The following is a 23,666-nucleotide window of genomic DNA, read 5'->3' as shown; positions in this document are numbered from 1 at the left end:
TATGCCTCGGCTCGTGTCCTCACGAGCCGAAATTATTAATATGGTGAAACAAAATTATTAATGTGGTTCGTGGAGACACGAACCACGGTAAGAATAAATTATGAAACAACTCACTATCATAAAAATCGGCGGAAACGTAATCGATAACTCCGAAAACCTACACCAGTTTTTATTGGATTTTACTTCATTGCCAGGAGATAAAATCCTGGTTCATGGCGGGGGTAAAATTGCAACTGAACTGGGCGAATCGTTGGGCATTGAAGCCAAAATGGTTGAGGGAAGAAGAATTACCGATATCGAAACACTGCGTATTGTAACGATGGTTTACGCCGGACTGATCAATAAAAATATGGTTGCCCAACTACAGGCCAAAGGAAGTAATGCGATTGGTTTAACCGGCGCAGATGGTAATATCATTAAGGCGAAAAAAAGACCTGTTATTACCAAAACCTATGGCCTGGAAGGTGGTCCTATGGCTGGAGCCGTAATTGATTATGGTTTTGTTGGCGATTTAGATGAAAATTCTGTTTCAGCGAACACTTTAGGCACTTTATTAAATGCTGGCTTTGTTCCTGTTTTATGTGCAATTACACATGACGGTGATACTCAGCTTCTAAATACCAATGCTGATACCATTGCTTCTTCTGTTGCAGTAGCGATGTCGAACTTGTATGAAACACGTTTGGTATATTGCTTTGAGAAAAAAGGGGTACTTCGGGATGTTAATGATGATGCTTCTGTTGTAAGAGAAATCAAAGCCGATGAGTTTGAAGGTTTAAAAGCCGATGGAACTGTGCAAGGTGGAATGATCCCTAAACTGCACAATGCCTTTGAAGCGATTAAGAAAGGAGTTTCTGCGGTTTATATCGGCAAAGCCGATGAGCTCGCTGAACTTGCCGAGGGAACTTTTGGCACCAAAATGTTAAAATAAGGTAGAGTGTAGAAAGGTTGAAGGCGGAAGGTTTTGGGATTAGAAAGGAAAGGAAACCGATTAATGTTGGCTTTGTCATTTAAACCTGATAGAAACGGAAATACTTTTTGTGTTCAAAATGAGAAAGATTGCCACGTCGTTCCTCCTCGCAATGACGATAATGGATGGAATGGCTGAAGTTAGAAAAGATTGAAGTGTATAGCAGGACTGAACATCAATAGAATTACTGAACCTGCTTTTCCAACAAAAATATAAATCTATGTAACCAGTCCGAAAGGAAATAATAAACGAACCACATGAAAAAAAAAATAGCCATAATTGGTAGCGGAAATATCGGTTTATCTTTAGCGAAAGGTTTGGTAAAAGCCGACTTTGCTCAAGCAGACAACATTACGCTTACCCGTAGAAATATCGACCATTTAAAATCTTTTGCCGAAGCCGGTTTTAATGTAAGCAATAACAATAAACAGGCTGTAGTTGATGCTGATGTGGTGATTTTGGCTGTTCTGCCGCAACAATTAAATACGGTTTTAGATGAAATTCAAACTTCAATTGTTCCGGCCAAACATTTGGTTATTTCGGTAATTTCTGGCGTGAGTTGTGCTGCGGTTAGAGAAAAATTAGGTGATGATGTTGAGGTAATCAGGGTGATGCCCAACACGGCAATTGCTATTGGTCAATCAATGACTTGCATGGCCAGCGATAACGCCTCAGGAGAAAATATTGCAAGTGTGACTAAAATGTTCGAAACAGTAGGCTCTGTGGTGAAAATAAATGAAGATTTAATGACTTCGGCAACAGCGCTTTGTGCATGCGGGATTGCGTTTTTTTTAAGGGCAATTAGGGCGGCATCACAAGGTGGGGTAGAAATCGGTTTTCATGCTGATGAAGCTTTGAAAATGGCTGTTCAAACGGCTAAAGGAGCTGCCGATTTGCTTTTATTACACGGAACACACCCAGAATCAGAAATAGATAAGGTAACTTCGCCGAAAGGTTGTACCATAGCAGGTTTAAATGAAATGGAACATAACGGTTTTAGCTCATCATTGATAAAAGGTATTAAACTTTCGGCTTTAAAAGCAGGAAATCTGTATACTAAAGAGGGTTAGCGGTATTGGGCATAAAGTCTTAATCGCAAACATAAAACTGAAAGCCAAAATAAAAGGTAGAAAGTTTAAAGACGGGTTTAGTCTTGATACTTAATACTAATTACTTGATACTATGTTATTAGAAAATATACAAAAAGAAAGTCTGGATTTATTGCGACAGTTGATCCGCATCCAGTCTTTTAGTAAAGAAGAAGATCGGACGGCGAATTTAATTGCGCAGTTTTTGGAGGAGAGAGGGGTTAAGACTCAGCGTAAAATGAATAACGTTTGGGCTTACAACAAACATTTTGATCCGGCTAAGCCAACATTGCTTTTAAATTCACATCACGATACGGTTAAGCCTAATTCTGGTTATACCCGCGATCCTTACGATGCTGCAATTGAAGGTGATAAACTGTTTGGTTTGGGCAGTAATGATGCTGGTGGTTGTTTAGTGTCGCTAATCGGAACGTTTTTATATTATTATGAGCAGGCAGATTTAAAATACAATATCTGTTTGGCAGCTACTGCCGAGGAAGAAATTTCTGGTAATAATGGATTAGAATTGGTTCTTCCTGATTTGGGCGAACTGGAGTTTGGTATCGTTGGCGAACCGACAGAAATGAATTTAGCCATTGCAGAACGTGGCTTGTTGGTGTTGGATTGTGTATCGCATGGTAAAGCTGGTCATGCTGCTCGCGAAGAGGGAGAGAATGCCATTTACAAAGCGTTAAAAGATATTGAGTGGTTTAGAAACTATCAGTTTCCCAAAGTATCGGAGGTTTTCGGGCCATTAAAAATGACGGTTACGATTATCAACGCAGGTTCGCAACATAACGTTGTTCCGGCAAATTGTACTTTTACGGTTGATGTTCGTGTAACAGATGCTTACACTAATGAAGAGGTTTTAGAGATCATCAGGGCAAATGTTGATTGTGATGTTACCCCACGCTCTATCCGTTTAAAACCATCGTCGATTGATAAAAACCATCCGGTTGTTCAGGCTGGTGTTGCCCTTGGAAAAACCACTTATGGTTCGCCTACTACTTCCGATCAGGCGTTGTTAGATATCCCATCGGTAAAATGCGGTCCAGGATTTTCTGGCCGCTCGCACATGGCTGATGAGTTTTTATATGTTAGAGAAGTAGCCGAAGGAGTTGAGGGATATGTTAATATGTTAAAACCGGTAATAAACGGTAAATAAAAAGAAAGCCTCAGGTCTAATAGATCTGAGGCTTTCTCAAAATAATCAATTCTCTTCGCCACCATCAAAAGCTCTTGCCTCTAAGTGTTTTTCCATATCTAATCGATTTACCCCCTTGCTCCACCATTCAGGAGCAGGTTTTCCTTTAAGCATATAGTCAAAGTATTCCATCATCCGTACAGCATAATCTTTACGGTTAGGCAATTTTGCAATTCCGTGATTTTCGCCACGATAGGTAATCATAACAACAGGTTTGTTTAACCTTCTTAAACCATTGTAATATTCAATGCCCTGGGTAAAATCTACAGCCCCATCTTTATCATTGTGTAAAAGCAATAATGGAGTTTGTACTTTTTTGATGTGATACACTGGGGAGTTGCGTGCGAAAGCATCCCAGTTATCCCAATAACCAGGCGTTAACCTACCTTGACTGGCTTCGAAAATGGCTTGGTTTGTGCCACCGCTATTCCAATAGATTAAGCTGTACATGCTGATCATGTTGGTTAAAGGTGCTCCTGCTGCGGCCGCTTTAAAAATATTGGTTTGGGTAATTAAAAATGAAGTTTGGTAACCACCCCATGAGTGACCATGGATAGCCACATTTTTTTCGTCAACAATTCCGGTAGCAATGGCTGCCTTTACCGCAGGTACTACGCAGGCAACGGCCGACATGCCCGGATCATTCAGCTTATATTTAATATCGGGCATTAAAACTGCGTATCCATTGCTGGTATACATCGCTTTGTTGAAACCTCCACCAGGAAATGTAGGCATGGTATAAGTATTCAGGTCATCAGTCAACCTTTCGTAAATGTATGTGATGGTAGGATAAGCCTTTCCGGGAACATAATTGGCAGGTAAATAAATGGCCGCTTGTAAGCTATCGCCATTTGCACTCACATAGTCAATTAGTTTTACACCCGAAGACCATGCATATTTGGCCTGATCTGGAGTATTTGTGGTTACTTTTTTGGCAGTACTTAAATCGCCCGTTGTACTTACATAATAATCTGGCGATTGCTGAAAATTACTTTTGGTATAAGTAAAAACTTTAGCTTGTTCGGCTTTTGAAAAACTTTGGTAAGCATTGTCGTCTAGGAACAAAATATTGATCTTAGATTTACCTGCTGGTAAAATCCCAATGCCATTTTTCTTGTTTTTGGTATTAAATACCGCAAAATACTGGTCTTTGCTTAAATCAACACCTTTCTCATCAGCATCAACGCGGAAACGGGTGGCTACTTCGGTTTTCTTGCTTTTCCAATTATCTGATAATGGAGTGATACTGTTTCCGTCAGCAGAGATTTTCCATAAATCGTAATTATCCTTAATCAATGCATATTTAGAATCAGCTGACCAGCCCAGGTTTTGCGTGGCTGGTTTTATTACGTTATGGTCATCTAATTCATCGACAAAAGAAGATTTAATCTTGCCGGTAAGATTAGCCGTTTTTCCGCTTTCTAAATTAATGCTATAAAATACACCGTCTAAATAATAGCTGGCTAAAGTTCCATTTGGTGCAATCACAAGTCTTCCACCATTAGAGGCATACATTTTCTCAAATAGTAATTTCTTGCCAAAGGTTTTAAGATCGATCAGATAAACATCCACATAGCTTTGTCCATCTAAATTTCCCATCAGCTCATATTTCGAATTATCGTACCCAATCGCGTATAAACTTTTCGGGTTTACACTAACTGAGCGCATGTTGCTATCTGCGAGTTGGATGAATTTTTTATCCGCAATGCGGTAAGCACTTAAATAACTAAAATTTTTATCGCGCATTTCTTGCGTTTGTTGGGCCGATTGTAGTCTTTTATCCTGCCAATTCCAGATAATCATATCAGGTTTCTCGATATCATCTTTTTTAACCTCAGGTTTTGCCTTGGCTAAAGTGTCTGATTTCTTATCCTCCTTTTTTTCTTCTTTCTTATCTTCCTTTTTAGTTAATGTATTAACGCCAAGGAACAACACGGTTTGATCGTCAGACCAGAATGGGGTAGCATTGGTGTTGATGCCCATATTGGCCGGGAATATTTTGTCGTCAATACCATTATATATTACTTTGTTTGTTAAATCTCCATTGATTTTGTTAAAACCAAGCATACTGTAAACATCATCTTTATATTTATCGTTTTTATTGGCCTTAAGCAAAGCAAATGCAGTTCCCTGTTCATTCCACCCCAGTTTCTGATAAACAGCTTTATCATTATCAAGCGCCGTGGTAATGCCTGTTTTCATATCACGTAAAAAAATACCGTTTCCATTTTGCCCTGCTGCATCGATAACATAAGCAAACTGGCTTCCTGTTTTGTTAAATGCAAATTCCGAAACATTACCGACGTTGTAACTTTTTTTGGTGATCAGGTTGTAAAGCAGTACGTCGGTACCTTTTGGTGCATCTTTCTCTTTAGAAGCATTTTCTGCCGGAGCAAATTGGATGGCAATCCATTCAGGTGATTTTTCAGAAAAGCTAAAACTTTTTACCTTTTCGAAAGTCGTCTGTTTATTATCACTTAACGAAACCAGCAAGAGTTTATCATAAACCGGTTTGTTTGTTTTCTTTGCTGCTTTGGCTTCGCTATCCTTAAGTGCAACTTTAAAAGCAGCAAATTTTGAATCGTTTGAAAATGAGATGCTATTGGCCATTGCTCCAATCGGGTAGTTGCGGCTTAAAGTATCATTGGTTTTTCTGATCGTCATCTTTAGATCTCCCTCAACCGGGCCACTGGCCAGCGCAATCCATTCGCCGTTGGGCGATAAAGTAGCAGGTCTATTAAAGGTCCATTTAGATACATCTTTCCAGCCTAACGCTGGTTTTTCCTGTGCTTGTAGCTGGTGTATAACAAGCATGAAAAAAACGGAGGAGAACAGTTTTAGGGATTTCATAATAAGTTTAAGTTTATACGAAAATAAGCTTTTAAACCAAGAATTATGAGTAGCCATATAAAATTGAGTTTATTGGCGTTTTAATGTGCATTACAAATCAATCTCATTCCTGATTTCTAATGTATTTATTGTACTTTTGCGGGTATTTCGACTGCCTTTGTGCAGGTATAAAATAGAGCAATCACAAGAATGAAAATCTGGCAAAAAAATATAGATGTAAATCAATTTGTAGAGCGTTTTACGGTTGGTAAAGACCGTGAACTGGATCTGCAAATGGCAAAGTTTGATGTGTTGGGTTCTTTGGCGCACACCCAAATGTTAGAAACCATTAATTTGCTAACAGCTGACGAACTGAGAACCGTCCAGCAGGAATTGAAAAATATTTATGCAGAAATTGAAGCTGGAAATTTCACAATCGAAGACAGCGTAGAAGATGTGCACTCACAGGTTGAATGGTTACTTACTCAACGTATTGGAGAAGCAGGCAAGAAAATCCATAGTGGTCGGTCGCGTAATGATCAGGTACTGGTTGATTTGAAACTGTTCTTTAGGGCTTGCATTGAAGATATGGTTGGCCAAACCTCAACTTTGTTTAATGAGCTAATTGAGCTGAGCAATACGCACAAAGATAAATTGATGCCTGGTTATACGCATTTGCAGATTGCCATGCCATCGTCTTTTGGCCTATGGTTTGGTGCCTATGCCGAAAGCTTGGCAGATGATATGGAACTAATGTTGGCTGCATGGAAAATCTGCAACAAAAATCCCTTAGGCTCTGCCGCAGGTTATGGCTCTTCATTTCCGTTAAATAGAACCTTAACTACTGAGTTGTTGGGTTTTGAAAGTTTGAACTATAACGTGGTTTATGCACAGATGGGGCGTGGCAAAACCGAAAGGATTTTAGCACAGGCAATGAGCGCTGTTGCGGCAACTTTAGCTAAAATGGCTATGGATGTGTGCTTGTTCATTAATCAGAATTTCGGATTCATTAGTTTTCCGGCAGAACTTACTACAGGTTCGAGTATTATGCCACACAAGAAAAACCCTGATGTTTTTGAGTTGATCCGTTCGCGTTGCAATAAAATTCAGGCTTTGCCGAATGAAATTGCCATGATGATTACCAATTTGCCATCAGGTTATCACCGCGATTTACAATTATTAAAGGAAAACCTTTTCCCGGCAATTACGTCGTTAAATGAATGTTTGGAGATCGCCACTTTTATGCTCCAGAACATCACCATAAAAGATGATATTTTGAAGGATAAAAAATATGATTACCTGTTTAGCGTTGAAGTCGTAAACGATCTGGCTTTACAAGGTGTCCCATTTAGAGAGGCTTATAAGATTGTTGGCGAACAGATAGAAAATGGTAGTTTTGCACCATCTGGCCAAATACACCATACACACGAAGGAAGTATCGGCAACCTGTGCAACGAGCAGATTACTTCGGCAATGCAAGGGGTATTATCTCAATTTGGTTTCGGAAAAGTGAATAAAGCGATAGAAGATTTGGTTAAATAAATTTTGCTAAATTTGTAATTATGACAACTTTAACAATAGAAATTAAGGACAAAGATGCAGGTTTTGTAAAAGAATTCCTTAGCAAAATTGGTGCAAAAGTTAAATCAGAACCAACCAGTCAGATAACATCTGAAATTGCTCAAGCTTTAAAAGAAATTAAGGAAATGCAGCAAGGAAAACGGAAGCCTCTAAGTTTAAAAGACATTTAATGGCTAATGAGGTTATTTATTCAGACGTTTTTATCAAGAAAGCCAAAGTCTATAAAAAGAAATATATTTCTTTAGTAGAAGATCTCTACGAACTCGAAGAAAAACTTCGTGAAAATCCGCACCAAGGTAATGATCTGGGTGCAGGTTTATACAAAATTAGACTTGCGGTAAAAAGCAAAGGAAAAGGTAAAAGTGGAGGATTTAGGATAATAACTTATTTAGTTTCAGACATTACCGACGGTACAATTATCAATATGTTGACCCTCTACGATAAATCAGAAGAAAGTAGTATTGATAAAAAAGAACTTCAAAAAATAATTAAAGCATTATAAATCTGCTAACACCAGCTTCAACATATAAGTATGAAACTATCATGATTTTCTACAAGGGAATAATTACCAAGTCATGATAGCTTCATCACCATAGAAACAAAATATAAATAGATGAAAGTTTCAGTATTGGCCAGTTCATTAATCGGCTCAGAAATTATAAAAATCGGTAACGAAGTTAACGAAATGAAGCGCAAAGGTGCTTCGATCGCTAATTTAACCATAGGCGATTTTGATGCAAACATTTACCCAATCCCGACCGAACTAAAGGCCGGAATTGTCGAGGCGTACAATGCCAATCAGACCAATTATCCACCTGCTGATGGTGTTTTGCCATTACGCGAGACGGTTTCTGAATTATTAAAGGATAGGTTTGGGTTAGAATACAACACCAATAGCATTTTAGTTTCTGGTGGTTCACGCCCGTTAATTTATGCAACTTATCTGGCTTTAATCGATCCTGGCGATACCGTAGTTTTCCCTGCACCATCTTGGAATAACAACCACTATTCACATTTAACTTCGGCAAAAACAATTGCTGTAGAAACAGATGCTGCACATAATTTTATGCCAACGGCTGCACAGCTAAAACCGCATTTAAAAGGGGCAACTTTATTGGCCTTGTGCTCGCCGTTAAACCCAACGGGAACCATGTTTGATGCAGATTCACTAGCTGAAATCTGCGATGCTGTGTTAGAAGAAAATGCATCACGTAGTGCCGACGAAAAACCGTTGTACATGATGTACGATCAGATTTATTCGCTTTTAACTTTCGGAAAAGAGCATGTAAACCCAGTTTCTTTGCGCCCTGCAATGCGTCCTTTTACCGTTTTTGTTGATGGTAGCTCGAAATGTTTGGCTGCAACAGGTGTACGTGTAGGCTGGGGTTTTGGTCCGGAGGATATTATCAATAGAATGAAAGCATTGGTTGGGCATATGGGCGCATGGGCACCGAAAGCTGAGCAAGTGGCTATGTCTAACTATTTTAATGATAAAACACAGGTAGATACTTTTTTGACCAGTTTTAAAGGCCAAATTCAAGATAGTTTAAATGCACTTTACAACGGTTTTAACGAATTAAAAGCTGAAGGTTTTAATGTTGATGCTGTTGAGCCTATGGGTGCCATTTATTTGACCATAAAAATCGATTACATCGGAAAAACTACTGAAGATGGTAAGCTTTTAAAAGACAGTGCAGATGTGAATTTCTATCTGATTAAAGAAGCCGGAGCAGCTTTGGTTCCATTCTCTGCATTTGGGAATGAAGACAGTATGCCTTGGTTCAGGGCTTCGGTTGGTGCTTGTACCCTGCAGGATATTAAAGACATGTTACCAAGGATTAAAACCGCTTTGAGTAAGTTGAAATAGGATTATAAAATAAAAAACCTCTTCAATTAATTTTGAAGAGGTTTTTTGTTTTTAATCTTTTGATGGACACTATTTAAGTTTGAAGGTTTTATTTAATAATCTTTAAATTTGTATATTAGTTTAAAATCACGTTTATATGGAAACTTACCTTGTACATCCCGATAAAATGCAAGAAAAAGCTTTAAAGGCATTTCTTAAAGCTTTAGAAGTTCCTTATGAAATAAAAAAAGATAGTTCTTTACCAGCACATGTTGTGTCTGGGATAAAAAAAGGACAGGATGATATCAAAGCAGGCAAAAGCTTTTCTTTAGAAGAATTTAAAGAAAAAATCTCAACTATTTGATGACTTTGCCTGTAATCATATCAGAAACAGCATATATAACTTTCGAATCCATTTGTACTCAAATACATGAAAGATTAGGGGCTAAAGCATTAAGTGATTTAAAAAGAATACGATTAAAACTTTAGAATTAATTAGTAATTCTCCATTCCTTTATAAAGAAACTGAATTTGATCCTAATATCCGACAAGGATTAATCAAAAAGCTTTCTTCTGTATTTTATGAGGTTAAGTCTGATCGGATAGAAATTCTTTTCTTTTGGGATAATAGACAGGAACCAATGTTCTTCTAATTTTTTTGAAATAACATTAAACCTCGCAGGTTTCTGAAACCTGCGAGGTTTATGTATTTGCAACTATGGACATTCAACTTCAGACTCCCACCATCAAACTAGTCTTCCCTACTTCCATCATCCGCCATTCTCACCATTTTTGGTTCAAACTTGGCTACTACATCAACCAGTTCTGTTTGTGCTGCCATCACTTTGTTGATGTCTTTATAGGCCATTGGCGCCTCATCTAAACCTGCTCCGATTAAAGTGACGTTGTGATCTTTCAAAATCGCTTTCATATCCGATTTGGTAATCGATTGAATCGCTTTTGTTCGGCTCATTTGTCTACCCGCACCATGAGATGCTGAATTGATTGCACTCATTTCACCTTTTCCCCTAACCAAAAATCCCGGCGCCGTCATACTTCCCGGAATGATTCCCATCACACCTTTACCTGCCGGTGTAGCCCCTTTTCGGTGCACAATCACTTCCTCGCCATCAAGCATTTCTTTCCATGCAAAATTATGGTGGTTTTCTACCTTGGCCAAAACTTTAGTGCCAATGGCCTTGGTTAATCTTTTATGGATCACCTCATGACAGGCTGAAGCATAATCGCCAGCTAAGTTCATTGCAATCCAATACTCTTGTCCTTCGGCAGAATTTAGATCCAAATAAGCCAGGTTTATAGCCACTTTAGGGAGTTTACAGATGTCTTTAGCCAGTTTGGTGTAATGACCTGCAATGGTTGCGCCAAAACCACGGGAACCTGAATGGGTCAACAATGCTACGTAACGTCCTTTATCGATATTTAAAATCTCATCGCGTTCGGCAAAATCAATAATCCCCCATTCTACAAAGTGATTTCCACCACCTGAAGTACCCAGTTGTGCCCAGGCCTTTCCGTGTAAATTTTTAAGAAAAGGAGTAGCGTTAAATGCGTCATTTTCTAAAACATCATGATCAGCTCTTTCATTACCTTTAAAATTTTGACCCGCACCAAATTTGGTAAAAGCAATTAATTCGCGTTTGTACATTGCATCCTTCCCGAAATAATGTTTCTCTGGGATATCGAAAATACTCAAAGCCATTCGGCAACCAATATCTACACCTACACCATAAGGGATAATTGCATTTCTGGTCGCCAAAACACCACCAATTGGCAAGCCATAGCCTTGGTGAGCATCAGGCATCAATGCTCCAGCTACTGAAACAGGCAGTTTCATGGCAATATCCATTTGATTTCTGGCACCTTCTTCTATATAATCGGCACCGAAAATTGAATAATCTTTAGCATTGCTGATCAATTCAATGGTTCCATCTGATTTCGGATTGGCTTCCTCGATCACAGCAGTTGCCAGTACACTTAATACTTCATCATCCAAAAAACTTTCAGGATAGTCTTTTACTTTTTTAAATAAAGCCAATAATTTTTTTTCTTCAATATCCGCGAAATTTTCTTTCAGGATATCTAAAGCCAAGCCTACTATTTTTCCTTCGGAATAACCTATTTCGATCAGGTCTTTTCCTGTTATGTTGTTGTTCATTTTATTTCTAATTAATCCTCGGTAGGCAACATTCACCCAACCGAGGGGTTTCTAAATTTAATTTATTTTACGAAGATCTGCTTCAACTGATCTACAATTTGTCCACTGCCCGATAAGCTGATGTTGTTGATCTTTTCTGCGATTTTCTCCACATATTCCATCTCTTTCAACTTATACAACATAGCATTGTCTTCCATCAATTTGGCGGTATTCAACAAACTTCTGGTCGAGGCCGTTTCTTCTCTACGGGTAATGATATTGGCTTGGGCTCTTTTTTCGGCAACTAAAACCTGGTTCATAATTTCTTTAACGTCACCAGGTAAAACGATGTCTTTAACACCACAGTTTGTTAATTTTACACCCAGGTTTTCAACCTTATCCAAGGTAATAGCCATTACCATTTCAGCAATTTTTTCTTTGCTTTCCATCAATTCGTCAAAAGTCATTAAACCAATACATTCTCTTAATGCCAATTGCATGGTGATGTACAATTGTTTTTCAAATTCTTTGTTCTCTAATAAGGCTTTGATGATGTCATCAACTTTATATTGGATGCTGAAGTTAACCCTCAATTGCGCTTTATCTTTAGTTAAGATTTCCTGTCCGATGATCTCCATATTCAATTGCCTCATATCGGTTTTAATAACCTGAATAGTGGTGCTGTTTTTCCAGTAAACATAGTTTCCTGCTTCCATTACCTTTTCAAATTTACCATCGATAAATAACAAGGCTTTTTCGAACGATTCTACTTTGTAAGCCCTGATGTAATTCAATAATGGAGCTTTCTCCAATAAGTTTTTATCAATGGTTTCGTCAATATTGATGTTACTGATATCTACCTTAACAAAGTTATATGCAGACAAGCTTTTCCAGATGGCATGTCTGCCAGCCGTTAAAACGTTCTTGAAATTTTTGTTTTGATAAACCAAAGCCAACTCATTATCGGCCACACTTACCAGGTGAATTAAATTCACAAAATCTGCATTTTCCAATAAAATATCCAACTCGGCAACCGTGTAATAGTACTCTTTTGCCATATCGTACAAGGTCATGTCTTCACCGAAACCTAACCAGTAAGTTCCTGCGGTTAAAACGTTTTTTAATTTTCCTTTTTTAAACACCAATCCAACATAATTGGTGTTAATGGTTACTCTTTTCATGTTTTCTGATGTTGAGATTTATAATTATTTAATTTCTTGTTTTACAAAGCATTGCAAAAGCGCATTCATTCGTTTCTTGCGGAAGTAAAAAGAATCCTGATGTTTTTAAGAATGAAATTGAACTTTAGCAGTTTTCGCATCCGAAGATTCTGTTAGCCGCTAATTGCTGAATTTGATTTTTAAACCGTTTCGTTCATCTGTTTTGCTTACAAAGCAAAAGGCAAATTCGCTTTTGAGATTTTATGATAAACCTTAAAGCTGAGTGCGGTTTTACAATGCTGATCTTTTGAGCGGTTTGAAAAGTTACCCTTCTTTTAAGATGGATCCTAAGTCCATTGCATTACCCTTATGCGATTCCAAGTGATGGTTGGAAGCAGGATTCGAACCTGCATTGGTGGTTGTTACTCTAACCAAACTGAGTTATTCCGATTGCTCGGAAGCGGGATTCGAACCCACGACACACAACGTGTTTAGACAGTCTATCATAATCCTTATCAGTATATTCCAAGCAATCTGCCCGAATACTTTGGGGCTATTCCGAAACCCACAACATTGGATAGATTTTATTTAGTGTTGCCATCCCTTTCGGGATTTCTTTATATTGATCTGATTGTGGTACCCTTTACTAACCCTGTCCGGCGTATCCCGAACAGGGGCTTCATTTTAATGAAATGCTGACCCAAATAAATCGGAGCAACATGACAGAGAGCGCGTATCATTTAGGACAGTAAACTGTTTTTTATCAATCAGATTGTTGCTATTAATATTTCTCAAAGAACTGTATCGACTAGCGACATTACAAAGATGCCACCACCACTACGCGGTCGATTTGCGTAGTAAAATTTATTTTGTGATAAAATAAATAAGTATCTGGTAATTAGATTAATAAAATTTATTTTTCAATTAAATTTATTCTTTTAACACTCAATTGCGCAATTGTATTGCGTAGATGATAAATGCTTTGCTATATTTAGTTAAGCTTTTCAATCAGATTTTTTAGCTTCAAACTCAAATTGATTAAAAATGGCAGTAAATAAATTGGCGCTCATCCGGTATAAAACTATCGACGACTGTTTGAAGAACCGTTACCGTAAATGGACATTAGAGGATCTTATCGAAAAGGTATCGGCAACGCTATACGAGCTCGAAGGGATTACCACTGGGGTAAGCAAGCGGACTATCCAAGCCGATATCCAACTGATGCGGAGTGACAAATTGGGCTACAATGCGCCGATTGTGGTAAACGATAAACGCTTTTATGCTTACGAAGACCCAGCTTTCAGTATTACCAAAGCGCCGATCAATAATGCCGATGTAGATAAAATGAAGGAAATTGTTGGTGTACTCAAACAGTTTAATGCCTTTAATTATTTCGACGAAATGAGCGATATGATTGCCCGATTGGAAAATAACCTCTACAAATCGACCAAACAGAGTGGCAATAATATCCAATTGGAGAGTAATAAGCTGGTTAAGGGTTTAGAATGTATCCCGCCCTTGTATCAAGCGGTTTTAAACAAACGATCTTTATTAATAGAATATAAATCTTTCAAGGCGCAACAATCACAGCAGGGAATTTACTATCCGTATCTATTAAAAGAATACCGCAACAGATGGTTTTTGATTTGTAAAGCTAAAAAGCGGCCAGAGATCTTAAATTTAGCACTGGATAGGATAGTAGAATTTCAGGAACTACCTAATGAAACTTTTGTTGCGTACCAGGGGGTAGATTTCGATAGATATTACGATGATTTAATCGGCGTAACCAAAAACGAACGTGACCGCGCGCAGAAGGTGATCCTGGAATTTACAAACGATCATGCACCATACGTGGTAACTAAACCAATGCATCAATCGCAAGTGGTATTAAATAAGAACGAAAAAACAACAATTTTTAGGATCGATGTGGTATTGAATTATGAACTCGAGCGCGAAATTTTAGGCTTTGGAGAGTGTGTTAAAGTGCTTTTGCCACGATTGTTGATCTCAAAAATTAAAAGGCGTTTAGCACAAACGTATAAGCAGTACGAAAGCGTTGATGAAGAAAATTTTTTTATAAAGACCTTAAGAAACTAGTTAAACGTTTTAGTAATTGAATTCTTATGTTTAACTTGAATTTAATTATGTTCAAGACCAAATATATTCTAGCTTTTTTAATTTGCTGTTCGGTAAGAGTTTTCGCTCAACAGCCTACGCCTCAATGGAGGCCGACCTATCATTTTACAGCACCATCAAATTGGTTAAATGATCCAAATGGATTGATTTATCTGAATGGGGAATTTCATCTTTATTATCAGTACAATCCGTTCGAAAATAAATGGGGGCACATGAGCTGGGGCCATGCCACCAGTAAAGATCTGGTGAACTGGAAACACCTTCCGGTTGCTATTCCGGAAAAAATCACAAATGACACCACCACCATGATTTTTTCGGGTTCGGCTGTGCTGGATAAACATAATGTAAGTGGATTGGGGAAAGGACAAGCACCCGTTGTCGCTTTTTATACGGCAGATCTACCTAAGCAACGGAATGAATCTCAATACATGGCTTATAGCAATGATGGAGGGTTAACCTTTACCAATTATGCCAAAAATCCTGTTATCGATTTAAATAAAAAAGATTTCAGGGACCCTAATGTATGGTGGCATGAGGCCTCTCAGCAATGGATCATGACTGTTGCGATGGTTGATGAGCATCAGGTGCGGTTTTATGGCTCAAAAAACTTAAAAGACTGGACCATGCTGAGCGATTTTGGGAAACAAGGCAATCAGGGGAGTGGGTGGGAATGCCCGTTTATTATTCCCCTGGCGGTTGACGGAAATAAGAATAATACAAAATGGGTTTTAGCCATATCCTTATTTGGACCAAAAGGGCCAACGATGCAATATTTTGTAGGCGATTTTGATGGCAAGACTTTTAAGAACGACAATGATGGGAAATTGACCTTATTGGTTGATGAAGGCGATTCTTTTTATGCAGCTATTCCATGGAACGATGCGCCAAAAAAACAGCGGATTTTATTGGGATGGTTACAACCTGGCGGTAAAGAAACATTCCCATGGAAAGGACAGATGTCTATCCCAAGAGATTTATCTTTAAGAACTACACCCGAAGGAATTAGGTTGTTTCAGCAACCGGCCAGCCTGATTGCCGATAATATTAAAAAACACTCAGGTAGTAAAGTCATAACCAAACAAAATATTGTTATTGATCAGGATATCGACTTGGGTGACAGCCAAAATTCGTATTGGATTGATGCCGAATTTTCTGTTAAGGGTGCAAAAAACCTAGGTTTTAAGCTTGCACAACTAAAGGATGAGAAAGGAAATGTTGTTAAGGAAGTTGAAGTGGGCTATGATGCTGTTAAAAAACAACTTTATGTAGATTGCTCACGTTCAGAGAAAGGTATTAAAAACGATAAGAACATCATTCAAACCATAACCGTGAGTCCTGTAAACGGTAGAATAAAACTCCAGATTTTGCTCGATAAATCTTCATTAGAAGTTTTCGTGAATGGTGGCGAAAAAGTAATTACCACGATGATTTTTCCTGATGAAAAAGCCACCGGCTTAGCCGCCTTTTCCACAGGAGGTAAAGCGGTTTTAAATAGCTTTAAAGTTTGGGATATGAGTAAAAGATAAACGAAAATGATTGAATTTGAGTGATTGAATTAATGAACTTATTAGCGCTGTTGCCAATATTCTCTCATTCAATCACTCAATTATTCAAAAGTTAACTTTTAAACTCGCTCGTTTTATGGAATTCGATATCAGGATAATCCTGTTTTGTTAAATTGATCATATATTCACTATCGGCCAGATAAACAGGGTTGGCTTCCTTATCGAAACCGATATGCTGTTGTTTACGTTTTACAAATTCATCCAGTTTCTTTCTGTCGGTAGAAGTTACCCAGCTCGATCGGGTATAACTCAAGGTACGGAAACGGCATTTTGCACCATACTCATGCTCTAACCTGAAATTGATTACCTCAAACTGGAGCTCGCCAACCGCACCGATTACTTTCCTGTTTCCAGGCTGCATCACAAATAACTGTGCAACGCCTTCGTCTGTTAACTGTTCAATGCCTTTTTCCAATTGTTTGGTACGCATTGGGTCCATATTTTCTACCTCTTTAAAAATAGATGGAGAGAAACTAGGGATTCCTTTAAACTGCAGTTTTTCACCTTCGGTTAAGGTATCTCCAATTTTAAAGTTGCCACTATCGTATAAGCCAACCACGTCGCCTGGCCAGGCCTCTTCAACAATACTTTTTTCGTTAGCCATAAAGTCCATCGGGTTAGAGAATTTTAGTTTCTTATCCTGACGGGTATGATAATAAAATTTATTGCGTTCAAATTTACCTGAACATATCCTTAAAAAGGCAATCCTGTCGCGGTGTTTAGGGTCTAAGTTGGCGTGGATTTTAAATACGAAACCACTGAAATTTTTCTCTTCAACAAGCACATCACGCTCTTCAGCTTCTCTATGTCGAGGGCTCGGGGCAATATCAATAAAGGTGTCCAAGAGTTCTTTTATCCCGAAATTATTGATCGCACTACCAAAAAATACAGGTGCAACTAAACCGTCCGTATATAAATCCTTATCAATTTTACCATAAATACCGTCAACCAATTCAACATCATCTTTCAACGTATTGATCTCGTTTTCTTTTAGGTAATTCAATAAAGATGGATCATTTAAATCACTTGCCGCCACAACCGAATCGGTTACTTTGGTTTTATCCGAGTTGAATAAATTTAAATGTTTGTTATAAATGCTGTAAACGCCTTTAAAGGTATGTCCCTGACCTATAGGCCATGAAAGCGGGCAAAGGCTGATGTTTAATTTTTCTTCAATTTCATCCAGTAAATCGTAAGCCTCTTTACCTTCACGGTCCATTTTGTTGATGAAAATGATTACAGGTGTATTACGCATACGGCAAACCGACATTAGTTTCTCCGTCTGTTCCTCCACACCCTTTACACAGTCTACCACCAAAATCACACTATCTACCGCCGATAAGGTTCTGTAAGTATCTTCTGCGAAATCCTTGTGACCGGGTGTATCCAGAATATTAATACGTTTACCACTGTATTCGAAACCCATTACCGAAGTCGCAACCGAGATACCACGCTGCTTTTCGATCTCCATAAAATCGGAGGTATTACTTTGGTTCGCTTTGTTCCTTTTTACCGCACCAGCAGTATTAATAGCACCACCAAAAAGCAGAAACTTTTCTGTCAGTGTGGTTTTGCCCGCATCGGGGTGACTAATAATGGCAAAGGTTTTACGTTTTTCTATTTCAGGGTTAAGCATAATAAAATTTTGGGTGTAAAGAGAGATGAAACCTTGTTAAAGGAATTTAACAGCGATAAGATTTGAATATTGTTGTTTCATCTGGCCGCAAAGATAAGGAATTTGCTTAAAGTTTGAATAGGTTAATTGTTTAATTGAAAATAGGTTGCGTGGGTTACTGCTGCAGTAATTCTATTAAGGGTTTTATTTCCGCTAATTAAATACTTTATCGGCTAAACAGTGGCTTAAACCGAAATTATCCAATAAAATTTAAAATTTCTCACCAATCATTGTTTAGTTTTGTGCTAAAATGTTTAGCTTTATTCATCCCTCCGTTTATTGTTGACTAAAATTTTACTGCCGATGCCCACTTTGGAAGAAACTTCTATGCCCGCAGAAATTGCGGCTAAATTTGTTAATTACACCTCAAAACACGTTTTCTTGACTGGGAAAGCAGGAACAGGTAAAACAACTTTTCTACGGAAACTCATCCAGCTTACGCATAAAAAAGCCTTAATTGTGGCACCAACGGGTATTGCTGCAATCAATGCAGCTGGGGTAACTATCCATTCGCTTTTTCAACTTCCTTTCGGAGCCTTTTTCCCTGATGCTGCCGGCGCCTTGATCAATGAAAATATCAATTTTAACTTCAACACGCCCAAAACTTTAGTAAAACACTTAAACATGCAGGGCAATAAGCGCCGCATGTTGCAGGAACTGGAATTACTTGTTATCGACGAGGTAAGTATGTTGCGAGCCGATATGCTCGATGCGATCGATTTTGCATTGCGGTATGTACGCCGAAACAGAAATATCCCCTTTGGCGGAGTACAGCTTTTATTTATCGGCGACCTGCACCAGTTACCTCCAGTGGTAAAAAATGATGAGTGGCGCATCATGGCTAAGTTTTATAAGAGCATTTATTTCTTCGATGCACTGGCCTTGCAGGATAATCCACCGGTTTATATCGAACTGGATAAAATTTATCGTCAGGATGATGCTGTTTTTATCAATCTGCTGAATAACCTTCGAAATAATAAAATCACCGCAGAAGATACGGCCTTGCTCAGGCAGCATTTCAAACAGGATTTTAAACCCTCGGCAGACGAAAATTATATCACTTTAACCACCCATAACAATAAGGCTGATGGCATTAACCGTGAGAGACTGGCCCAGCTGAAAACCAAATCTTACTTTTTTGAAGCAAAAATTCAAGGGGAATTTAATGAATATGCTTACCCGAATGATAAAAGTTTAGAATTAAAGGTTGGTGCACAGGTAATGTTCATTAAAAATGATATGACGGCCGAAAAACGGTATTACAATGGTAAGATCGGTGTGGTACATCATATCGAAAAGGATATAATCGAAATTGAGCTTCCCGAGGATAGGACAGTCATTGAGATTTCGCGTTATACCTGGGAAAATGTTAAATATAAACTGGATGAGGCAACCAATGAGATCAAAGAAAATGTGGCTGGTTCGTTTATTCAGTACCCCATTAAACTCGCTTGGGCGATTACCGTACATAAAAGTCAGGGTTTAACTTTTGATAAAGCGATTATTGATGTCGGGGAGGCTTTTGCGCCGGGTCAGGCTTATGTGGCCTTATCGCGTTTACGCTCTTTGAAGGGCTTGGTTTTAACTTCTCACCTGCGCGAGAGTGGTCTGCAACAGGATCAGAATGTGCATTATTTCTCTAAAACAAAACAACCTTCTGAAGTGCTGAACGAGCAGATCAGTATAGAAAGTTATACTTTTATCCGCAGTTATCTGCTCGCGGCATTCGATCTGAACCTGATCCGATATTACTTAAAAGAACACCGTCAAACATTTGATAAAAGTGAAAAATCGACCAAGCAAAAGCACGAAGATTGGACCGATACCGTTTATACTGACTTTCAAAAAATCACGGCTACGGCCGATACGTTTGTTAATCAGCTCAAAAACCTGTTTGCACAGCAAACTGAACATACTTTATTTAATGTATCGAAAAGGGTAGAGGCTGCCTTAAAATATTTTAATCCTTTAGTTAAGGAAATTTCAGACCGTTTCCTAGCCCAAATTGAAGCGATAAAAGAAGAAAAACAGATTAAAACCTATGTTACAGAACTGTTAGAACTAGAAATTCTGGTGTATGAGCAATTGAAAAAAATGCATAAAAGCAAAGCATTGTTGCAAGCACTCATTGCAGGAAAAGAGTTTAGCAAAGCGGATACCGATGCGCTGTTGAATACGGTCGAAAGAAACAACCAACTCCAAAAAGCAATCCAGTTAAAAGGAGAAACACTTAAGGTAAAATCTGCAGCAGAGAAAAAGAAAAAGGAGCCAAAGGTTGATACCAAGTTAGTGAGCTTCGAGCTTTATGAGCAAGGGAAAACAATAGAAGAAATTGCAAAAGAGCGTGGTTTTTCTGCCGGTACCATTGAGGGGCATCTGGCCTATTATGTTTCAACCCAGCAATTGGATGTAACCAAACTGGTAAAAGCCAATAAGATCAGAAATATCAGTGATGCGGTAGAGAGCCAGAAAACAAAATCGATGGCTACGATAAGGGAGTTTTTGGGTAAAGATTATTCTTTCGGGGAGATTAAGTTGGTGCTGGCGTCGTTGTTCCCATCCGAGGAATAGGCCGATTTTTAACCGCAAAGAGCGCCAAGGACTGAAACGCAAAGGCGCAAAGAAAACATAATATTATGAATGAGAATGAACTTTCAAAAATTGTAATTGGATTGGCTATAGAAGTTCATAATGCTTTAGGGCCAGGATTGTTAGAAAGTGCTTATAAAGAATGTTTATATTACAAAATTCTCAAGGCTGGATTATTTGTAGAAAAAGAAAAGATGATGCCATTAGTTTTTGAAGATATTAAACTTGATTGCGGTTATCGGATTGATATTTTAGTGGAACGGAAATTGGTTTTAGAGCTGAAAAGTATTGAAATGTTAAACGATATTCATTTAGCCCAAACATTAACTTATATGAAATTAGGGAATCACAAATTAGGCCTTTTGATGAATTTTAACGTAATTAGGTTAAAGGATGGATTAAAACGTGTAGTGAATGGCTTATAAATTTCTTTTGTCTCTTTGCGAAAAACTTTGCGAACTTTGCGGTTAAATGGAAAAGGTTAAAGTTTTAGCACAGTACATGCCCGAACCAGCGGCACCGCTAATTGCAAAATGGATTGATTATTTTCAGTGCGAATTTAAGATTTCTAAAACCCGCTCCACAAAACTGGGCGATTACCGTCATCCTTATCAAGGCAAAGGCCATCGTATTTCGGTAAACTTCAATCTTAACCATTACGCTTTTCTGGTTACCACAGTACATGAGTTTGCACATTTGCTCACCTGGAACGATTTCAAGAATAAAGTGAAACCGCATGGCACAGAGTGGAAGAAGAACTTTCAGCGAATGATGATTCCCTTTTTTGATATGAATATCTTCCCTGCCGATATACACAAAGCAATTGATAATTATATGTCGAACCCGGCGGCATCCAGCTGTTCTGATCTGCATTTATCGCGTGCCTTAAAAAAGTACGACAGCAATAAAACCGAGACTTTACATTTAGAGCAATTGCCGATTAATACCACCTTTAAAATTAAAGATGGCCGGCGTTTTACCAAAGGCGAACGGATTAGGAAGCGGTACCGCTGTATCTGTTTGGATGATAAACGGTTATATCTGTTTAATCCTCTTGCAGAGGTTTTTGTGGCGGAATAACGAAAAATCATCATTTCGAGCGAACCCGATAGCTATCGGGTGTAACGAAGCCGAGAACCCGAAGGCTCTGCGAAGCAAAATCTGTCTTGAGATAGATCTCTCCATTTCGCTGCGCTTCAGTCGAGATGACGATTTTCAATAATTTATCTATACAAACTTAAATTCATCCCCATCAAATAAACCTTTGTCGCTTAGTTTTAAGTGTGGAATTACCAATAAAGCCATAAAAGAAAGCGTCATAAATGGAGCAAGCAAAGTAGAACCTAAATCTTTCGCAAATCGATCTATGGAGGTATAACTTTGGGCAACTTGATAACCGTTATGGTTGCTCATTAAGCCGGCTACCGGTAGAGCTAAAACTTCTTTTTTTTCATTGCCTAAAGCTACTATGCCACCAGTGGCCATAATTACCAAATTTACTGCTTCGCAGATGCTTTTGTCATCTACACCAACTGCAATAATGTTATGGCTGTCATGGGCAACGCTTGAGGCAATGGCGCCTTCTTTTAAGCCAAAGTTTTTTACGAAGGATATTGCAATAGGCGCATCATGGTAACGGTTCACGACTACCATTTTCAAAACATCGTTTTCCAGATCACTAATGATATTTTGATTTAAAACTTTTGGTTTGGCAGATATCCTGTTGGTAATCAATTGCCCATCTAATGCTTCACTAACAGGAATTTCTTTTTGTCCGGTGAATGGATAAATAAAATCTTCTTCCTTTTTAAAACTGCAATCGAAATGGTTTACCGATTCGCGATCTTCGACATGTTTTACCCAGTTGCCCACTATTTTTCCATTTTCGGCAAGCAATAACCCGTCAATGTAGGTTTGTTTAACCGTGAATGTTTTTAAATCTTCAAGCACGATAAAATCAGCATCATCATTGATCTGAAGTGAGCCAACATCTAATTTATAGTGAAGAATAGGGTTGATGCAGGCTGCCTGCAACACATTAAAAATATCAATTCCCTTTTTTACTGCTCGTGCACAAAGCTGATTAATATGGTTTTCGACTAAACTATCAGGATGTTTATCGTCGCTGCAGAACATCATCATTTCTGGCCAATCGTTCAATAGATCGATCAGCGCCTCAAAATTTTTGGCTGCGCTTCCTTCGCGGATGAGGATTTTCATACCACGCTGTAATTTATCCAGCGCTTCATCTGCAGTAAAACACTCGTGATCGGTAGAAATTCCGGCATTGATGTATTGTTGAACAGCATCGCCACGTAAGCCCGGGGCATGTCCATCAACTGGTTTACCCAACTGGTGCGCCGCCGCAATCTTTTTTAAAACTTCTTCATCTTTATAAAGTACGCCTGGGAAATTCATCATTTCGCTCAGATATTTTATTTCAGGACGCGCTAAAAGTGATTTTACATCATCATGATCCAATTCAGCTCCAGCCGTCTCAAAAATGGTAGCTGGAACACAGCTTGGAGCACCAAAATTAAATTTAAAAGGCACGGTATTGCCATTTTCAATCATAAATTCTACACCTTCCATTCCACAAACGTTGGCAATTTCATGTGGATCGCTAATCGTAGAAACGGTTCCATGAACAACCGCCAATCGTGCAAATTCACTTGGAATTAGCATACTGCTTTCGATGTGCACATGGCTATCTATAAAACCTGGTGAGATAAAATGAGCACCTTCTTTCTGTTCAGAGATTTTAGAGATTGATTTTATTTTTCCATCCTCAACGGCTACTTCGCCAAAGAAAATATTCCGCTTGGTGATGTTGATGATATTCCCTTCGACTTTGAAATTGCCCATGTA

General features: G+C 38.5%; 18 protein-coding genes and 1 tRNA gene. 13 read left to right on the top strand and 6 right to left on the bottom strand.

What is annotated here, in order from left to right; all coding sequences use genetic code 11:
* The first annotated feature begins 100 nt into the window (after positions 1-100).
* The 3 genes from argB to ASU31_RS07830 all read left to right on the top strand — a co-directional run bounded on the left by argB (position 101) and on the right by ASU31_RS07830 (position 3,223).
* The gene (argB, locus tag ASU31_RS07840; protein ID WP_057931811.1) at positions 101-931 is read left to right on the top strand and encodes an acetylglutamate kinase; all 831 of its coding nucleotides are present in this window, start codon (positions 101-103) and stop codon (positions 929-931) included.
* A 296-nt stretch (positions 932-1,227) separates the two neighbouring features.
* A complete protein-coding gene (gene proC / locus ASU31_RS07835) occupies positions 1,228-2,040 on the top strand; it encodes a pyrroline-5-carboxylate reductase (protein ID WP_057931810.1) in 813 nt (270 codons plus the stop codon).
* Positions 2,041-2,152: 112 nt separating this feature from the next.
* Positions 2,153-3,223 carry a M20 family metallo-hydrolase gene (locus tag ASU31_RS07830; RefSeq protein WP_057931809.1) on the top strand — a complete coding sequence of 357 codons (1,071 nt, stop codon included), beginning with the start codon at positions 2,153-2,155 and terminating at the stop codon, positions 3,221-3,223.
* A gap of 45 nt (positions 3,224-3,268) precedes the next feature.
* On the opposite strand, the gene ASU31_RS07825 is transcribed toward ASU31_RS07830, so the two are convergent.
* Positions 3,269-6,112 (bottom strand): alpha/beta hydrolase family protein, encoded by a 2,844-nt coding sequence (locus ASU31_RS07825; RefSeq protein ID WP_083505312.1) that lies wholly within the window; start codon positions 6,110-6,112, stop codon positions 3,269-3,271.
* A 189-nt stretch (positions 6,113-6,301) separates the two neighbouring features.
* Here ASU31_RS07825 and argH point away from each other — a divergent pair, with 189 nt between their 5' ends.
* The 5 genes from argH (at position 6,302) to ASU31_RS07800 (ending at position 9,882) form a co-directional block, all read left to right on the top strand.
* Positions 6,302-7,633 (top strand): argininosuccinate lyase, encoded by a 1,332-nt coding sequence (gene argH / locus ASU31_RS07820; RefSeq protein WP_057931807.1) that lies wholly within the window; start codon positions 6,302-6,304, stop codon positions 7,631-7,633.
* A 20-nt stretch (positions 7,634-7,653) separates the two neighbouring features.
* Positions 7,654-7,842, top strand: a complete 189-nt coding sequence (locus tag ASU31_RS07815) for a hypothetical protein (RefSeq protein ID WP_057931806.1) — start codon at positions 7,654-7,656, stop codon at positions 7,840-7,842.
* The gene (locus ASU31_RS07810) at positions 7,842-8,174 is read left to right on the top strand and encodes a type II toxin-antitoxin system RelE/ParE family toxin (protein WP_057931805.1); all 333 of its coding nucleotides are present in this window, start codon (positions 7,842-7,844) and stop codon (positions 8,172-8,174) included. The genes ASU31_RS07815 and ASU31_RS07810 overlap by 1 nt, the downstream gene beginning before the upstream one ends.
* Before the next feature lie 111 nt (positions 8,175-8,285).
* Positions 8,286-9,539 carry a pyridoxal phosphate-dependent aminotransferase gene (locus ASU31_RS07805; RefSeq protein ID WP_057931804.1) on the top strand — a complete coding sequence of 418 codons (1,254 nt, stop codon included), beginning with the start codon at positions 8,286-8,288 and terminating at the stop codon, positions 9,537-9,539.
* Positions 9,540-9,675: 136 nt separating this feature from the next.
* Positions 9,676-9,882, top strand: coding sequence for a DUF2683 family protein (locus ASU31_RS07800; protein WP_057931803.1), 207 nt, complete (start codon positions 9,676-9,678; stop codon positions 9,880-9,882).
* 387 nt (positions 9,883-10,269) lie between these two features.
* On the opposite strand, the gene ASU31_RS07795 is transcribed toward ASU31_RS07800, so the two are convergent.
* The 3 genes from ASU31_RS07795 to ASU31_RS27405 all read right to left on the bottom strand — a co-directional run bounded on the left by ASU31_RS07795 (position 10,270) and on the right by ASU31_RS27405 (position 13,282).
* A complete protein-coding gene (locus ASU31_RS07795; RefSeq protein ID WP_057931802.1) occupies positions 10,270-11,694 on the bottom strand; it encodes an RtcB family protein in 1,425 nt (474 codons plus the stop codon).
* 62 nt (positions 11,695-11,756) lie between these two features.
* On the bottom strand, positions 11,757-12,854 hold the full coding sequence (locus tag ASU31_RS07790) for a slipin family protein (RefSeq protein ID WP_057931801.1): 1,098 nt from the start codon (positions 12,852-12,854) through the stop codon (positions 11,757-11,759).
* A gap of 364 nt (positions 12,855-13,218) precedes the next feature.
* Positions 13,219-13,282: transfer RNA gene (locus ASU31_RS27405), tRNA-OTHER, on the bottom strand.
* 595 nt (positions 13,283-13,877) lie between these two features.
* On the opposite strand from ASU31_RS27405, the gene ASU31_RS07785 reads away from it, so the two are divergent.
* Entirely contained in the window at positions 13,878-14,930 is a 1,053-nt protein-coding gene (locus ASU31_RS07785; RefSeq protein WP_057931800.1) for a helix-turn-helix transcriptional regulator, read from the top strand.
* Positions 14,931-14,977: 47 nt separating this feature from the next.
* On the top strand, positions 14,978-16,495 hold the full coding sequence (locus tag ASU31_RS07780; RefSeq protein ID WP_057931915.1) for a glycoside hydrolase family 32 protein: 1,518 nt from the start codon (positions 14,978-14,980) through the stop codon (positions 16,493-16,495).
* A gap of 91 nt (positions 16,496-16,586) precedes the next feature.
* Here ASU31_RS07780 and ASU31_RS07775 read toward each other — a convergent pair whose 3' ends face one another.
* Positions 16,587-18,170, bottom strand: a complete 1,584-nt coding sequence (locus ASU31_RS07775; RefSeq protein ID WP_056094020.1) for a peptide chain release factor 3 — start codon at positions 18,168-18,170, stop codon at positions 16,587-16,589.
* Between the two features lie 342 nt (positions 18,171-18,512).
* On the opposite strand from ASU31_RS07775, the gene ASU31_RS27985 reads away from it, so the two are divergent.
* From ASU31_RS27985 to ASU31_RS07760, 3 genes are all read left to right on the top strand, one after another.
* Positions 18,513-20,780: a helix-turn-helix domain-containing protein gene (locus ASU31_RS27985; protein ID WP_083505307.1), complete on the top strand. Its 2,268-nt coding sequence runs from the start codon at positions 18,513-18,515 to the stop codon at positions 20,778-20,780.
* Positions 20,781-20,845: 65 nt separating this feature from the next.
* On the top strand, positions 20,846-21,223 hold the full coding sequence (locus ASU31_RS07765) for a GxxExxY protein (RefSeq protein ID WP_057931799.1): 378 nt from the start codon (positions 20,846-20,848) through the stop codon (positions 21,221-21,223).
* Between the two features lie 46 nt (positions 21,224-21,269).
* Positions 21,270-21,878 carry a SprT-like domain-containing protein gene (locus ASU31_RS07760; protein ID WP_057931798.1) on the top strand — a complete coding sequence of 203 codons (609 nt, stop codon included), beginning with the start codon at positions 21,270-21,272 and terminating at the stop codon, positions 21,876-21,878.
* Positions 21,879-22,025: 147 nt separating this feature from the next.
* Here ASU31_RS07760 and ade read toward each other — a convergent pair whose 3' ends face one another.
* On the bottom strand, positions 22,026-23,663 hold the full coding sequence (gene ade, locus ASU31_RS07755) for an adenine deaminase (protein ID WP_057931797.1): 1,638 nt from the start codon (positions 23,661-23,663) through the stop codon (positions 22,026-22,028).
* Positions 23,664-23,666: the final 3 nt, after the last annotated feature.

The organism is Pedobacter ginsenosidimutans (assembly GCF_001442625.1).
GTDB lineage: Bacteria > Bacteroidota > Bacteroidia > Sphingobacteriales > Sphingobacteriaceae > Pedobacter > Pedobacter ginsenosidimutans.
This window is presented reverse-complemented; position numbering and strand designations above follow the sequence as displayed.